Origin of the sequence: Rhizobium sp. 57MFTsu3.2 (assembly GCF_012932765.1) — a bacterium.
GTDB classification, from domain to species: domain Bacteria; phylum Pseudomonadota; class Alphaproteobacteria; order Rhizobiales; family Rhizobiaceae; genus Rhizobium; species Rhizobium altiplani.
The window spans coordinates 44863-60245 of record NZ_JDWI01000031.1 but is presented as its reverse complement, the minus strand read 5'-3'; the positions used below and the strand labels follow the sequence as shown (position 1 = coordinate 60245).

Annotated in this window: 16 protein-coding genes, 1 tRNA gene and 1 pseudogene; 3 read left to right on the top strand and 15 right to left on the bottom strand. The window is 60.1% G+C overall.

Features of this window, described 5'->3' with window-relative positions; genetic code table 11:
* Nucleotides 1-41: 41 nt before the first annotated feature.
* The gene (locus AF71_RS25545; protein ID WP_018858632.1) at nt 42-983 is read left to right on the top strand and encodes a lytic transglycosylase domain-containing protein; all 942 of its coding nucleotides are present in this window, start codon (nt 42-44) and stop codon (nt 981-983) included.
* 101 nt (nt 984-1084) lie between these two features.
* On the top strand, nt 1085-1270 hold the full coding sequence (locus AF71_RS31895; RefSeq protein ID WP_018117094.1) for a hypothetical protein: 186 nt from the start codon (nt 1085-1087) through the stop codon (nt 1268-1270).
* A gap of 14 nt (nt 1271-1284) precedes the next feature.
* Here AF71_RS31895 and AF71_RS25535 read toward each other — a convergent pair whose 3' ends face one another.
* The 14 genes and pseudogenes from AF71_RS25535 to AF71_RS25470 form a co-directional block, all read right to left on the bottom strand.
* Nucleotides 1285-1536, bottom strand: a complete 252-nt coding sequence (locus AF71_RS25535; RefSeq protein WP_026371977.1) for a hypothetical protein — start codon at nt 1534-1536, stop codon at nt 1285-1287.
* 92 nt (nt 1537-1628) lie between these two features.
* Nucleotides 1629-2153: a DUF992 domain-containing protein gene (locus AF71_RS25530; protein ID WP_026371978.1), complete on the bottom strand. Its 525-nt coding sequence runs from the start codon at nt 2151-2153 to the stop codon at nt 1629-1631.
* Nucleotides 2154-2526: 373 nt separating this feature from the next.
* Nucleotides 2527-2799 carry a hypothetical protein gene (locus AF71_RS25525; RefSeq protein WP_082728603.1) on the bottom strand — a complete coding sequence of 91 codons (273 nt, stop codon included), beginning with the start codon at nt 2797-2799 and terminating at the stop codon, nt 2527-2529.
* Nucleotides 2800-3433: 634 nt separating this feature from the next.
* The gene (locus AF71_RS25520; protein WP_018858634.1) at nt 3434-4030 is read right to left on the bottom strand and encodes a BA14K family protein; all 597 of its coding nucleotides are present in this window, start codon (nt 4028-4030) and stop codon (nt 3434-3436) included.
* Nucleotides 4031-4422: 392 nt separating this feature from the next.
* A pseudogene (locus tag AF71_RS25515) lies at nt 4423-4634 on the bottom strand (DUF1236 domain-containing protein); the annotation flags it as partial.
* Between the two features lie 174 nt (nt 4635-4808).
* Nucleotides 4809-4991: a hypothetical protein gene (locus AF71_RS31890; protein ID WP_082728602.1), complete on the bottom strand. Its 183-nt coding sequence runs from the start codon at nt 4989-4991 to the stop codon at nt 4809-4811.
* Nucleotides 4992-5478: 487 nt separating this feature from the next.
* A complete protein-coding gene (locus AF71_RS25505) occupies nt 5479-5757 on the bottom strand; it encodes a hypothetical protein (protein ID WP_210258390.1) in 279 nt (92 codons plus the stop codon).
* 191 nt (nt 5758-5948) lie between these two features.
* Nucleotides 5949-6024 (bottom strand) — tRNA-Lys (locus tag AF71_RS25500).
* Between the two features lie 124 nt (nt 6025-6148).
* Entirely contained in the window at nt 6149-7060 is a 912-nt protein-coding gene (locus AF71_RS25495) for a PhzF family phenazine biosynthesis protein (protein WP_018858636.1), read from the bottom strand.
* Nucleotides 7061-7128: 68 nt separating this feature from the next.
* Nucleotides 7129-7875 carry an NUDIX hydrolase gene (locus AF71_RS25490; protein WP_018858637.1) on the bottom strand — a complete coding sequence of 249 codons (747 nt, stop codon included), beginning with the start codon at nt 7873-7875 and terminating at the stop codon, nt 7129-7131.
* On the bottom strand, nt 7872-8981 hold the full coding sequence (locus AF71_RS25485; RefSeq protein WP_018858638.1) for an endonuclease/exonuclease/phosphatase family protein: 1110 nt from the start codon (nt 8979-8981) through the stop codon (nt 7872-7874). The genes AF71_RS25490 and AF71_RS25485 overlap by 4 nt, the downstream gene beginning before the upstream one ends.
* 68 nt (nt 8982-9049) lie before the next feature.
* Nucleotides 9050-10078, bottom strand: coding sequence for an ABC transporter ATP-binding protein (locus AF71_RS25480; RefSeq protein ID WP_018858639.1), 1029 nt, complete (start codon nt 10076-10078; stop codon nt 9050-9052).
* A complete protein-coding gene (locus AF71_RS25475; protein ID WP_169683754.1) occupies nt 10066-11760 on the bottom strand; it encodes an iron ABC transporter permease in 1695 nt (564 codons plus the stop codon). Before AF71_RS25475 ends, AF71_RS25480 begins: the two co-directional genes overlap by 13 nt.
* A gap of 17 nt (nt 11761-11777) precedes the next feature.
* Entirely contained in the window at nt 11778-12755 is a 978-nt protein-coding gene (locus AF71_RS25470) for an ABC transporter substrate-binding protein (protein WP_169683753.1), read from the bottom strand.
* Between the two features lie 163 nt (nt 12756-12918).
* Between AF71_RS25470 and AF71_RS25465 the strand changes: the two genes are divergently transcribed.
* Entirely contained in the window at nt 12919-13977 is a 1059-nt protein-coding gene (locus tag AF71_RS25465; RefSeq protein ID WP_025661747.1) for an aldo/keto reductase, read from the top strand.
* A gap of 26 nt (nt 13978-14003) precedes the next feature.
* On the opposite strand, the gene AF71_RS25460 is transcribed toward AF71_RS25465, so the two are convergent.
* The gene (locus AF71_RS25460) at nt 14004-15224 is read right to left on the bottom strand and encodes a PLP-dependent aminotransferase family protein (protein WP_018858643.1); all 1221 of its coding nucleotides are present in this window, start codon (nt 15222-15224) and stop codon (nt 14004-14006) included.
* Nucleotides 15225-15383 lie beyond the last annotated feature (159 nt).

Below are 15383 nucleotides of genomic sequence, written 5' to 3'. Positions count from 1 at the left end.
CCGGCTCGATCCAGAAAGTCAGGAATGGCGACAGAGGGACGATGGCTGCGGTGGGCGTATCGTTTGGCAAAGCACGCATCGTAGCGCTGGTGGCCAGCTTTCTGTTGGCACTTACCCAGATGGCCCTCTCCCAGCCGCCCGCTGCAACGTCGCATCGTGTCTGTGTCTATTCCCTCGACATGCCGAACTCTGGCGAGCGCCTATGTATCACCCGCGAAACTTACGGGCGCGATCTCTGCGTCGCGATCGATCACTTCGCGCGGGAAAACGACCTGCCGCCGGAATATTTCGCCCGGTTGATCTGGCGGGAGAGCCGTTTTCAGGCAGGCGCCATCAGTCCCAAAGGCGCGCAGGGCATTGCGCAGTTCATGCCTGGCACCGCAAGGCTGCGCGGATTGAGGGATAGTTTCGATATCCTCGAATCCCTCAAGGAATCAGCGCGCTACCTCGACGAGCTGCGAATACGCTTTGGCAATCTCGGCCTCGCTGCCGCGGCCTATAATGCCGGCGAGCAGGGCCTCTCCGACTATCTCGATACGGGCCTGCTGCCCTTCGAGACACGCAGCTACGTTCTTGACATCACGGCGAATACGATCGAGCAGTGGAAGAACGATCCGCCTGTCGAGGCTGCGCAGTTTCTCATTCCGGACAAATCCTTCATCGATGGTTGCATAGAGCTTGCCAGCAAGCGCCGCCTGACCGAAACCGCCTCGGTCCAACAGGGTCAGTGGGCGCCATGGGGCGCCCAGCTTGCGGCAAATAGCAACGATGCCGCAGCACTTCGCCTATTTACCGCAGTCGCGCGTCAACTTCCCGCACCTCTCGCGAGCGAGGAGCCGGTCATCGTGCGCATGCGGGATCGCAGCTTTGGCTTCAGGCCGCGCTTTGCTGCTCGTATCGGCAGAGAGACTCGCGCTGAAGCTGACAAGGTTTGCATGACTGTCCGTGCCGCCGGGGCAGCCTGCACCGTCTTCCGAAACTGAGACCGTTTCGGCCCCTGCTGAGGATCGGCGACGGCGAATTTTCCCGTGGAGCCATGAACTTTGGCGCGAGTTGTGCGTTTCCCCGGAGGGAGGAAAGAGCCATGCACAGCACGCAAAACCGACAGATTAGAAATCCGGGGCCGAGGGGCCGGAGCATCGCCAACCAAGGCAGGCGGAACGGTGCCGATTCCGCCGAAGAGCGCAAATTGCACAAGCTCCTCGGGCGCCACGTCCCTGAACACGAAATTCAGGCGAATATCACCAGTAAGCCACCGAAACTTCGATAGCGGCAGCGAAAATATCAGAAGACCAGAAAATCCGGGGCCGTCTGCTGGGAGGTCAACTTAAGCGTTCCATCAGGCTGGACCACGTATTTCTCGAATGTGCGGTAACCCCATTTTCCCAGGAACGTGTTATTGATCACCGTTCCCGGCGGGTACGGCGAGCGCACGACGCGTCCATAGGTCAGGCTTCCCGGCACAGGCCCAAGCGGCGGTGCAGTCGTGTTGCAGCCGGCAAGCGCTATCGCCATGATTATTGGGGTATATCTCATCTCTCCCTCCTGAGCCGAAGCCCAAGCTGGCCGCACAAGAATGCGGCCAGATTTATTCAAGAGCGCGCCAATCGATAGCCGGCGAGACGCCGTTAGCCTTGTGGCGTCAACGTCATGGACGTTCCGGTAGCGGCAACGTTGAGGCCGAGCTGTCCGGTCACGCTCAGCGTCTGCAACTGCACCGAGCCACTGGTGCCGCCGACGAGGATGTTGGCACCAACACCGGCGACAAGCGTCGCTTCGGCCGATGCGCCCTGGTAAAGGCCGCCCAGCGAACCGCGATGGTATCCCGTCGTCGGCGCAAACACCGCCCACACAATCCGGCCGCGCGTGGTAAATCCGACATCAACGCCCAGTTTGCGGATCGCACCCGCGTACCGATCCTGCGTCTCGCTGCCCGATGTCGGGCTGAAAACGCAATCAACCGATTTTGCCGAACCGAGGACATAACCGACACCGCCACCGACGTCACAGGTCAGAATCCCGATCTTGACGCCGTCACTCAGGTCGGGCTCGGGCTGCTGATAAGTGGTGACCAAATCGGCAGCACCGACGCTCGTGGCCAAGGCTTGCATCAGCGATACGGCAGCAACTGCGGTTGCAATCTTCTTCATCATTTTCTCCTTGTATTGCACGGAGATAGATAGCGCATCGCTATGATTTACCAAGGCCGCTGATGCATGGCTGCCCTTCCGATCTTGCACGCTAATTGAGCCAATTCGTGAGCATCCTTGCCAGCGCACGGCAGCGCGCCGCCCATCTAAAACAGCTCGATCACAGCCAAACACAAGGGCTCGCCCGATCCGCGACCTCAGACCGATTTTGGTGAGACAGTTCTGCCTTGAGGACCGGGAGAAGTAGGCCCGAGAAAACCGCCGTGCATAGGTGGGACGGCCAACGCGGCAAAATCAGGCTGGGGCGTCTAGGGCGGATGGCGGCAGAAACGCCAGGTTCCCGAGAAAAAGCCTCGCTTCACGCGAGGCCGATTCTCTATTCGCAAACCGTTCTATACCTGGTGATATAGTGGTGGTGGCTTCGGTGCTGGTAAGGCACCCTCCAGCATACGTCGCGGCGGGCGTAGCGCGGTCCGTCATAGTCGTAATCACGGTACCTTGGGCCGTATCGGTAGTAACGAGGCGGTGGTGAATCATCATAATACCTGTGGCCGCCGGAACCGAACTCGAAATAGACACCTTGGGCGTCGGCAGGAGCACTCACCAGTACTGCTGCGAGGCCGGCCATTGCGATGATCAACCGTTTCATGGTCAGTCTCCTTTCTCTGGAGATCAACGCGGCAGGCCTGCATATGGTTCAGGTTTTTGAGGTCCTATAGGACCTAAGTCCTACAAGAGCCGGCTGAAAAGACGACAAAGGAAAAGCCCCGCGGTGTCGGCGGGGCTCTCTAATATCGTTGCACTTCAAAACAACGTGCCTAGGGCGGCACGACCTGAGCGAAAAACGCCGGTGGTTCGCTTCTGTTCCCAACCATTGTTCGTTTTGTCCACTAAGATCGATCCGCACACCCGCGCGCCACGTCGATCAGCGTGTGCAACTGTTTCTCGTCACGGACTCCCTGGCGATAAAACTCGATGATGATTGAGGCGATCCGATCGGATTCGTCGAGGACGCTTCGATCCCCTGCTCGTTGCGGATGTGATCGAGCACCCGAAGGCAGACTGACAGATCCATGGAATGTAGCGGCTCGTCGCGACGACTGTAGCGCTTATGTGACATGGTGGCTCCCCTTCCTCGACAAGCAGAAAGGAGCCCCGCAACAAGCGGGGCAGATGACAGGGACTTTTGGAAAGGCCAAGGCGGGTGTGCGGATCGCCTTGGAACTGTGTCTAAAACGCGGCGCCACACTGTTGGTTCCCGGCTCAAGTTCGCCAGAACAGCGTCATTGGCTGGCAGTCTCGGCACTGGTGTTGCTGGAGAATGGCGAAACACATTCGCGCCTCGGTCGGCCGTACGGCTGGTATGTATTGTCGTTTGCCCGATAGGACGCATAACGCGCAAAGCACCACGCGAGATGGTCTGGGTTTCCACTCACCGATCCAGTGATCTCCATCGATGGGGCGGCGAAGGGCGACACGCAGATGCGGATTTGACCGCTGTAGGAGCGATAGGTGTCACGGGCACGATCATAGGACCGGTATCGCGACGCGCACCATTGTTGATGCTCGTTACGCAGTGACGCCGAGGCGGCGTCCGTCGATGCGTCCTCGGACGCGGAATTTGCTACCACGTCCGCCTTGGGCTTGGGTGCTGCGGATGTAACGGGATAGGCCGCTGACACAAGGGGCGCAATCCGCTCGAACTTCTGACTACGTGCATCAACCCGCTCGGGAGATGCAGTCCAAAGGTTCGGTGTATCCAGATTCGCGAACTGCCGCCCATCAGGCACGGCGAGGATGTACGTGGCGGCCGCAGCCCCGATGAAACAGGCCCCGACAGCCGAGGCAATGCCGAACAGCATCGTTGCAATCGCTCTCATGACAGCTTCCCTACCCTCATGACTGATGCATGCGCCCTCTGCGCTCGATCTGCGGAGCCGCACGACGCCTTAAAATGGCGCCTTGCGGATGCCCCATGGCGAGGCGGCGCAGGCCTGGTCGAGATAATCGCGATCAGCCAAGAAACCCGTGCGAGGGAACTTTGTTCCGCGTCACTATCGTCTTGCCGGCAATACCCGAGCCAAGCGCCGCCGGCGGCGTCTATCCGATCGCCGCTGCCCAACAATCATGGATAGTTTCTTGTGTTCCATGTCTCTTCTCCGTGGACGACAAGGCGCACGCAACGTACGGCATCGAGCCGCAGCGTATGTCCTTGACGTCAAATTTGATTGGAGTTGGTTGAGCGCAGCATAGCCGCGCTCTCGAACCAGGATCAGTTGAGAACCCGGATAGCCTTGCGCGACGAAGGCTCGACGATCACACGCTCGTCGTTCACGACCGCGTAGCAAAATTCGGATTGTCGGGAACAGGTGTTAGGACAATGGTCTCCGGAAGCGGCTGACCGACGACGATCTTTTCCTCGACGACGACCCGTGCCTGCGGAGCCGGGACCTCGCGGACATTGGTGACAAAAGTCTGCGGCGGCTCAAGCATGGCGCCAACTGCCGCACCCGGAATTGGTGATGGAATGGCAGCGGGCGAAGGTCATCTAACCGATGAGGGCGCGCAAACCATTGCTGGAGAGGCGACGGGAGGATCCCGTGCAACGAGGGCGCGCAGCCGTCGGACGAATCGCCCTTCGGCAGGCGCTACCGCCCGTCAGTAACTGCAGGACCGGCCGTCGCTGGGTCTGAAGCCGTCGGAGCAGGCTCGATTCATTGAATCTCCCGGCTCATAGCCTGACGCATTGCCCATCGAGTTCGGGGGCGTCCCGCAGGCCGACAGAAGCGTGGAAAGACTGATCATCGCTCCAGCTGCTACAAATGCCCGAAATCTGCTCATTCATGCTTCTCCTGGCTGCAGCGGTTTACGAGAAAGAGATGTTAGACGAAAGCGGCCCCGCGCTAAACCGCTGTCCCCTGCTTCCATTCAAGCTTCACACAACCCATGCGCCGATCAATGCCTTCGCCTCGAACCGGTGGCTGCCAATTGACACCGTGTCAAGCTGAAAGCTCGTCATCTCAAAGTCGCTGACGCAATTATCGTCCATTTCATCGCTCGCCGAACCAGTCTCTGGTTTGCAACCCACCGACACGATTACGGATTCTGACATTTGCTGATAATCTGGGAGCCGCCACGGTCAGGCCTAGCCGGCCTCGCCCTATGCAACTATCGCGTTCTTTTCCTCGCGATGGTCTGGCCGAAACGGTCATGTTGGGCGTTTTTCAGGACCGGCATGGGTCAAACAGTGAGGATGATTATGAGTATCGTCACAATAATGCGTGGATCTTCGCTCGTCTCATCAGTGCTCGCCTTGGCAATAGTGGCGTCACCGGTGGCGCTTCCCCGTGAAGCGATTGCCCAAACCGACATCAGCATACACATCGGGATCGGTAGCAGCCTCAATAGAGGTCGAGGGATAACCTGTAGTCAGGGTGAACGACTGCTTCGCAATCGCGGCTTCCGCGATGTTCGTCGGGTCGACTGCCGTGGCAGGTTCTTCATCTATCGTGCGTGGCGAGGCAACACCCGCTTCGAGATCGCAATCCGTCGAACTGACGGCCGCATTGTCGACATGCACCGCATTAGCCGCCGGCGATAGCTGCAAACCTCCACGCTGCTCTAATGAGAACTCGCTGCTTTAACGCCGACGGGATGCACGCGCCTGTGTCCAGGCGCGGGGCTTGGATGACGGAAGCCACTTTCGATTTTGTGACAAAGTTTGTGACAGAATTGGCAGAATGGCCAGAACTCCCGCTTGGGAGTTTTTTTCTAACTGCTTACTTTTCTTGAGGTTTTTGGTGGGTGATGTAGGGCTCGAACCTACGACCCGCTGATTAAGAGTCAGCTGCTCTACCAACTGAGCTAATCACCCGTAACCGCCGTGTTGCGCGGTGTGAGGGGGCGTATAAACAGGATCGTTCGGCTTGTCTAGCGCCTGCCTGAAAATTCTTTGGTTAAATGCGAAGATTTTTGCGCATGGCTGAAATGCAATGAAATCAAAGGTCCAGCGTTCCGCTTGCGATGCGCACAGCCTGCCCGCCGATCCGGGCATTTGAGATCGTTCCGCCTTCAACATCCATGTGCAGATGAATGAAGGATGGCCGGCCCATTTCCACGCCCTGCTCGATCGTCATGCCATGGTGCCCGTCCGTCAGACGGTCGAAATAGTGAATGGTGCCGGAGAGCGCGGCGGCAGCCGACCCGGTCGCAGGGTCCTCCACGATCCCCATGCCGCTCGCAAACATCCGCGCATGGAATTTCGCCACATGGTTCACGCCGCCCCGGCAGTAGATATAGGCCGAGGCAAGCGCGCCATCCACGAAGGGAACGGTCTCTTCCCAAAGTTGCGGGTCGAACTCCATGTGCTGCGCGGCGCCGACGTCGTGCACCGGCACCATCAGGTACGGCACGCCGGCGCTCCACAACGACGGTACGTGGTTCTCAAAGCCGATCTCGGTCGTCTTCAACGACAAAGCATTGGCGATTCCAAGCTTGTCGAGCGGCATCGTGATCTGCTGCGACTTCCGCGGCAGGTCGAACTCGGCAAAACTCGCCTCGCCTTCCCGCAGGCGAACGGCGCAACGCACCGGTCCGACATTTTCCTCCAGCACCGAAACGAGATCGATGCTCGAGCCGCCATGCGCCTGCTCGGCGAGAGCGATCGCCGTTCCAACGGTCGGATGCCCTGCAAAGGGAAGCTCCCGCCCGGGCGTGAAGATGCGGATTCTCGCCGTGTAAGCGGGATTACCCGACGGCTGCACGAAGACCGTTTCCGAGAGGCTCATTTCCTTGGCGATCGCCTGCATGGCGTCATCGCTCAAATCGTCACCATCGAAGATAACGGCGAGCGGATTTCCGGCGAGCTTGCGGTCGGTGAACACGTCATAGACGCTGTAGCTTCGCCCCACATCGGCCTCCTGATGGTCTCGATCCTCGTTTCGCCAACCTGCCCGACCGGACGACCGAGCGCAAGGCGTTAAGCGCCGCGCCGTTCCCGGAAGTACCAGTCGATGACGGGGAGCATCGCAATATTGTAGGGGTGTGCCTTCGGGTCGGCCGAACGTATAGCAACCGCGCCGGCAATCTCCTTGTCGTCGGCAACCAGCATGTGTGCGTGGATCTTCTCTATCATGTCATCGGCGGTCAGGTCGAAGCGGAAGAGACGCAGCACAGTCACCGTGCGCCTGACATGGCTCGCGTAGTAGCGATCGCCGGCCTTGGCCTCGTTGAGGTCAAGCCCCGTCTCCTCCATCACCTCGCGACGCATATTGCCTTCGACGTCGCAACGACCTTCGCTGACGTCCTCGGGTTCGAGGGAACCGGCAGCGAAATAGACCTGGCCGGGATTGGCCGTATGGCTCCCCATGCGGATAGCCACCAGCGCGCCGTCCGAGGTTTCGAGGACCGGATAGGCGAACAGATGGATGCCGCCTTGCCGGCTCGGTTGGCGACGCCACCACATGAATGTAGAAAACGGGATGACATGGCCCTCGCCTGCTATGCCGGCATCGGTTAGAGCCAGCCGCTCCTGAAAGACCATGCGGCCGTCGAACAGCGCCGGGTTTGCAGCCGTTTCCTTCGCCCAGTTCTCCCGGATCGCCTCGTGCTCCGCGACATAAAAGGAATGGTCCCCGGCGAGAACGCGAAGGTCCAGCCCAGCAATCGGAAATACGGTCTGCTCCGGCGGCCAGCCGGCGAAATCCTCGGAGAAATGCAGGTTCATATCAAATCCAGTGTCATGACAACGGGGCAATGGTCGGAGGCCTTTGGCCGGTCCCAGCCGGTGCGAGGATAACGCTCGACCTCCTGGCCGGGCGGGAAGGCCGTGCGGTAAGGCTGTCCATGTCGAACGATCTCCGGCAGGCGTCCGACATTCGTTCTGGCGAGCGCCTTCGAGAGCCAGATGTAGTCGAGCTGACACAGCCATTGCTCTTCGGGTCCACGGGCATGGTAGAGCGTCCAGCGGTCGAGCGGATCACGGCGGCGCACGACATTCTCCAAAAAGCCGTCGCGACTGAAGACGTCGAGCGCGCTGATGCTCTCGACCTGATGCTCGAAGCGGTAGCCCGTTTGGCGGCGCCCGATGACGTCGACGCGCTCCTGATAATCGTTCATGTCACCACATATAACGAACCTCTTGTCATCGGTATGACCGTGAAAGCGGTCCTCGATGATACGGCGAACCGCCAGCGCCTCGGCCCGCCGGATCGGCATGGTGCCGAGCCTGCTGTCGACGCCATTCGTGCGCGGCCCGTCCATCGACTTGAAATGGACCACGTAGAGCGACAGCGCGACACCACCGATCTCGAGCTCCAGTTCCAGGCAGTCGCGCTTGAAGATCTTGTCGTCGATGCGGTTGGTCAGCGCCAATTGGTCGTTGAAAAGCCCCAGATCGCGATAGGTGAGCATTGCATGGCTCTTGATCTGCTTGAGCTCGATCTTCTGCCCGTCACGTGTCTCTTCCCGCATCAGGACTGCGACGTCGATCCCGCGGCTGTCGTTGCCCTCGACGAGATATTTTTGCCGGTAACCGTTGCCGACCATCCTGAAGAGATAGCCGTATTCGAAGGCTTGCAACGCCTCCATGTTGTCGACTTCCTGCAGGCAGAGAATGTCGGCGTCGGCGTCGGCAATCGCGAGCGCCGTCATCTGTCGGGTATCGTCGGTGGAAGCGATCACCCGCGCCTGCTCGAGCTGCTGGTAGACGCCTTCACTGCGCACTTCGAAAAGCTTGATGACCCGGTCTTGGCGCAACTGGTTGCGGAAGCCGGTAAAGTCGAAACGCGTCATGAGGTTTTCGACGTTGAAGGTGGCAATGCGAAGCGACATCGAACATTTCCAATTGGCGTTATGCCATTAGTAGTGGCTAAGCCCCGCTTCGGAAAGACGTTTCGCGATCAGAGACGCCAGGCGGCGCGCGCAACGACCCACACGCTTTCGCCGACCCGCAATCGCTCACGGTTGAATGCGCGAAGCACCTGTCCGTCACCAAGCAGCAACTTCACGGCGTAGCGTTCGCCTTCGTAGAGGATCGACTCGACGCGTGCTGGAACGCCTTCACCAGCAATCAAGACGTCTTCCTGGCGCACCAACACATCCACTCTCGGCTGGTGCCTCGCCTCGTGAGACAGCATGGACTCGAGAGCGCTCCAATCGAGAAGCCTGATGTCACCAACTGGAGATGAAAGCGAGAGGATCGCACCGCGACCGATCAGCCCACCGACCAGCCGGCCCTCTGGCCGGGCGTAGATCTCCGCAGGCGGCGCAGCCTGCAGAAGGCGGCCCTCGGACATGACCGCAACATCAGTCGCAAGGGCCATCGCCTCGCTCTGATCGTGCGTCACATAAACCATGGTCGCTCCGGAGCGCTGGTGGAATTCGCGGAACGTTTCCTCCATCTCTTGCTTCAGGTGCCGGTCGAGATTGGCGAGCGGCTCGTCGAGCAGCACGACATCAGGTGACGAGACAAGGCAGCGGGCCAATGCCACGCGCTGTCGCTGGCCGCCGGAGAGATCGGCGGGACGCCGCTCGGCATGGTCGGCGAGCCTCACCGTCGCCAGTGCCTCGCGGACCTTCTGTCTGTAGGACTCGCCGGAGATGCCGCGCACTTTCAGAGGATAGCCGACATTGTCTGCGACGCTCATATGCGGCCACAGCGCATAGGATTGGAACACCATTGCCATGTTGCGCCGTTCCGGTGGTAGCGACCTCGAGGCGTCTGCAAGCAGCCGCTCGCCAAGATGGATAGAGCCGTCGGTTGGCGCCTCGAAACCGGCGATCATGCGCAGAACAGTTGTCTTGCCGCAGCCAGACGGTCCGAGCAGCGCCAGGAAGCCGCCATGCCGCACTTTCAGGGAGAAGTCGGCGACCGCCGCGCGCCCGGTACCGAAGTCCTTGGCAAGATGGTTGAGGATCAGTTCCGCCACGGTACGACTCCTCTCGGCAGGCGTTTTGCCATCAATTCCAGGAGAAGCATCATGAAGACGACCATAAGAACGACGAGCACGGAGAGCGCCGACGCGAGATCGGAACTACCGCTGTCGTCGAGATTGTAGATGGCGACGCCAAGCGTCTGCGTCCCGGCCGACCACAAAAGCGCGGAAATAGTCAGCTCATTGCAAGCGATCAGGAAGACCAGGATCACCGACGCGCCGGCAGCGGGCGCGATCAAGGGCACGATGATGTCGGCGAGCCGCCGGAAGAAGCCCGCTCCCGAAAGCTTTGCCGCCTCCTCCAGTGCCGGATCGAGCTGATGGAACGCACTGACGACAGGCTTCAGGCTAACGGCAAAGAAACTGGAGAGGTAGGCGATCAGAATGATCCAGATCGTTCCGTAGAGCGTCACATGCAGGATCGGAAGCGGTGCGGCAAACACCAGAATGAAGCACACGGCCATGACGATGCCGGGCAGCGAATAGGGAATCTCGATCAGGCTCGAAACGATCCGGCCCAGCAGGTCCTTCCGCCGGGTCAACGCGTAAGCCGTCAGCACGGTCACCAAGAGGAGACATAGCGCCGTCCCCGCCGCGAGAGAGAGCGAATTGGCGAAAGCCGTACGCGTGACCGCCTGACGGAAGAGAATTTCGTAGAAGGCGCTTGCCGACAGGGTCTTGAAGGTCAACGGCACGCCATAGGCCGGCACGAGTGCACCGGCGAGGAGAGCGAAGAATGGCGATACCAGCATGAAGAAGATGCAGAGCCAGAGCAGCGGCTGCAAAAGGAGCTTCCAGCGCCCCAACTCGAAGGCCGCGGTCGCGCCCGAAAGCCCGAGGACGCGGTAGTCGCGTCCGCGCAGGGCGCGATCCTGAATGGCAAGCCCGGCAACGGAAATGATCGCGATCAGTGCCGAAAGCACTGCAACGTCGCCGAAAGTACGGCTCGTAAAGGCGGAGAACTTAGTGAAGATAAGTGTCGGAAGCGTGTAGATCGAGGCGGGTATGCCGAGAATGGCGGGAATGCCGAAGTTGCCTGTACAGGATACGAAAGAGATTGCGGCACCGGCAATGATGCCCGGCAACGAAAGCGGCAGGATGATATCGCGGAAGACCCGAAAGCTGCCCGCCCCAGCAAGACGCGCCGCCTCGACACCATCGCGAGGCAACGCCATCAGGCCTGCACGGAGGGCGAGATAAACGAGCGGCGCGTGCTGTACTCCGTAGAGCAGCGAAATGCCCCCGACCGAATAAAGCGGCTGCGGCGATCCAAGCGGAGGCGCAAGGTGCAACGCCTTCAGCAGTGGGCTTGACGGCCCGGACATCTGCACCCAGGCAAGCGCCGTCACCTGCGGCGGGATCATCATCGGCAGGACGAACAGGAAGCTTAGCGCTCCCTTGCCGCTGATATCCGTCAGCGTCAGCAGGAACGCGAAGGCGCAGCCGATGGCAAGCGAGATCAGTGTGCCAAGAATGGCCGTGGCGAGCGTGTAGTAGGTTGCCGACCAAAGGGCAGGATCGCTGAGCACCGCGCCGACGCCGCCCTTTGCGAGCGCCGCAATGCCTGTCATCGCGAGCCGCGCTAGCGGCAGCACGCTAAGTATCAGGACAATGATAACGACAAAAGGAAACAGCCAAGCACGCTGACTGTCTCCAGGACGAACATATCCGCGCATCTGCTTTCCGGCGGCGATCAGTTCGAGCCGTAAATGCCGGAAAAGGTCTTGAGGTCCTGATCGGTAGTCTTCAGCGCCTCCGCGGCATTGACTGGCAGCACCTTGATGCTGTCACGAGCCGGGAAGCCTTCCGGCAGCTTCATGCCGTTGCGGGCGGGGATATAGCCGAGCTTGAGGAAGCCTTCCTGCCCCTTTTCAGAGAGCACGTAATCGACGAATTTCTTCGCCGCATCGGCATTCTTCGAACTTGCGAGAATACCGACCGGCTCCGTGACGGCGGAGACGCCTTCCGTCGGGAAGACGAATGCGACCGGCGCGCCCTTGGCCTTTTCGCGGATCGGCATGTAGTCGACGATCATGCCGAAGGCTTTTTCACCCGAGGCAACCGACTTGAGCACAGCACCGTTTCCACCTGCGGCGGTCGCGCCATTGGCGGCAAGATCCTTGTAGAAATCCCAGCCGAGGCTGCTGACGCCGGCCAGCGTCTGCGCATGAATGAGGGCTGCACCCGACGTCAAGGGGCTCGGCATGGTCACGAGACCCTTGGCTTCGGCCTTCGTCAGGTCCTTCCAGCTGGTCGGCTTGAACGCGGCAGAGGTGTTGTAGACGATGCCTGTCGTGATCAGCTTGGTCGAATAGTAGTAGCCGTCACCGTCGTAGAGTGCCGCGTCGTAGCTGCCAGCTTCCGGCGACTTGTAGGCGAGCAGTTTGCCGGCTTTCTTCAGACGCTCGAGCGTCACCGTGTCGGCGATCAGCAGGACGTCGGCGACGGGATTGCCGGCCTCGATCTCCGCCTGCAGCTTCGCCATGATCTTGGGCGTGCCATCGCGCACCCAGTCTACCTTGACGTCCGGATTGGCTGCCATGAAGCCATCCACGGTTGCCTGCGCGTCCTCGTTCGGCTGGCTCGTATAGAGGACGAGATTGGCGGCGGAGGCTGGGATTGCAAGCAAGCTCGCTGCGAGTAGCGCGGCGGCGGAAACGATCGTCTTCATGATTGGTCCTCGGTGGTAGGAGACCCGTTCCTTAGCCATCGCGGATAACATGATTGTGACAGTCGGCTTCGGTACCAAGACGTCGGACATCTGCCCTTGACCCACCTTCCCCGCCCCTATCTTCTACCGCACGTTTTGACTTGTGCATTTTGGAGGAGCGCAAATGGAATACCGGCTTCTTGGCCGTTCTGGCCTGAAGATTTCGACCTTGACGATGGGCACCATGACATTCGGTGGCCAAGGCTGGGCAAAGATGGTTGGCGATCTCGGCGTTACCGAGGCACGCAGGCTTGTCGACCTGTGCATAGACGCCGGCGTCAACCTGATCGACACTGCCGACGTCTACTCGCAGGGTGTTTGCGAGGAAATCCTCGGCGAGATCATCGGCGGGCCGCGCAAGGACGGCGTTCTCATCGCCACCAAGGCGCGCTTTCGCATGGGAGACGGCCCGAACGACACCGGCCTGTCGCGCTATCACTTGATCGGCGCCTGCGAGGCCAGCCTGCGGCGCATGAAGACTGACGTCATCGACCTCTACCAGCTTCACGAGTGGGACGGGCAGACGCCACTGGAGGAAACCATGGAGGCGCTCGATACACTCGTGCGCCAGGGCAAGGTCCGCTATGTCGGCTGCTCCAATTTCTCCGGTTGGCATATCATGAAGGCGCTCGGCGTCAGCGAGAGGGAAAAGCGGGAGCGATTCGTCAGCCAGCAGATCCACTACACGCTCGAAGCACGCGATGCGGAATATGAACTCCTTCCGATCAGCATCGACCAGGGCCTCGGTGTCCTCGTCTGGAGCCCGCTTGCTGCCGGCCTGCTTTCGGGCAAGCATCGACGCAACCGGGCAGCACCTGAGGGTTCGCGGCAGTTCTCAGGCTGGACCGAGCCGCCGATCCGCGATGAAAACCGCCTCTGGAATATCGTGGAAACGCTGGTGGCAATCGCCGATGAGCGCGGTGTCTCGGCAGCCCAGGTGGCGCTTGCCTGGCTGATCGGCCGCAAGGCGGTCACGTCTGTCATCATCGGAGGGCGCACCGAAGCCCAGTTCAAGGACAATCTCGCCGCGGCCGAGCTGAAGCTGACCGAGCAGGAGCGCAGTCGACTGGACGCGGTCAGCCTGCCGCCCGTGCTCTATCCGTATTGGCACCAGCTGAACACGGCCAGCGACCGGCTGAGTGAGGCGGACCTCGAATTGCTCGGCCCACACCTCAATCGATAGTTGGCTCTGAAGAGGTCGGCGGCTGATCAACCGCCGATTTCACCGGCGATCAACGCACCAAGGCGGCTGATCCCCTCCTCGATCATTTGATCGTTCGCGCAGGAGAAGCTGACGCGGAAGGTGTTCTCACCCGAACCATCGGCGAAGAAGGCCTTGCCCGGGACGAAGGCGACGTTGGCCGTTTCCAGCGACTTGGCTAGCAGCTTCGCGCCATCCATGCCATCAGGCAGCGTCACCCAGATGAACATGCCGCCTTCGGGCTTCGTCCAGCTCGTGCCTGCAGGCATGTACTTCTCAAGCGCCGCCAGCATGACATTGCGGCGGTGACTATAAACCGACTTGATCTTGGCGACCTGTGCATCGAAACCGCGTTCCGCGACATGCGCGATCGCCATCTGATTGATCGTCGAGGAGTGCAGGTCAGCCGCCTGTTTCATCAGAACAAGCTTGCGGATAACGGGAGCGTTGGCGACGATGAAGCCAACGCGCAGGCCCGGCGCAAGCGTCTTCGAGAAGCTGCCGCAGTAGATCGTGCGGGTATCGTTGATGTGCCCCTTCTTCGCGATCTCCGTCGCCAGAATCGGCGCGATCGGCGTCCCATCGTAGCGGAGTGATTGATACGCGGCATCTTCGATGACTGCGATATCGAGTTCCTCTGCCAGGGCAAGAACCTTCTCTCGTCCAGCCTGATCGACAGTCTCGCCCGTCGGATTGGCAAAGTCGGCCGAGAGATAGGCGAACTTCACCTTGCCGCCCGCGCTCGCGGCCTGCGCCTTGTAGGAATCAGGCGTGCGGTTGCCGTTCGGCGTCAATTGATCGTAGGCCGGCTCATAGGCATTGAAGGCCTGGAGCGCACCGAGGTAGGTCGGCCAGGTGACCAGCGCCGTGTCATTGGGCGAGAGGAAAAGCTTGCCGAGATAATCCAAGCCCTGCTGCGAGCCAGAAACGATGAAGACGTTATCGAGTTCGCAAGGGATGCCGATGGCGGCCATCTGCTTGACCAGCCATTCGCGGAGCGGCCTGTAGCCCTCGCTGACCGAATACTGCAGCGCCGAGTTCACGGCCGAGCTATCGAAGATATCGACGTAGGCCGCCTTGAATTCCTGATCGGGGAAAAGCGCCGGATCCGGAATACCACCGGCAAAGGAAATAATATCTGGGCGGTCAAGAAGCTTCAGAAGCTCGCGAATCTCCGAAGCACGCATACGGGAAGAACGCGTCGCGAATATGCTTTCCCAATTCAGCATGGGCATTTCCTCGTAATTTTTTTTTGTCTTTAGGCGACAGAACCACGCAACAAATAATAAGTCAACATTACTGACCTATTTGTTTGCTACCATGACAATTTTGGGAAGCGAAGGTCACTTCCGTGATCAGAAGCCAGAACTGGCTAAAATCGATCTTTT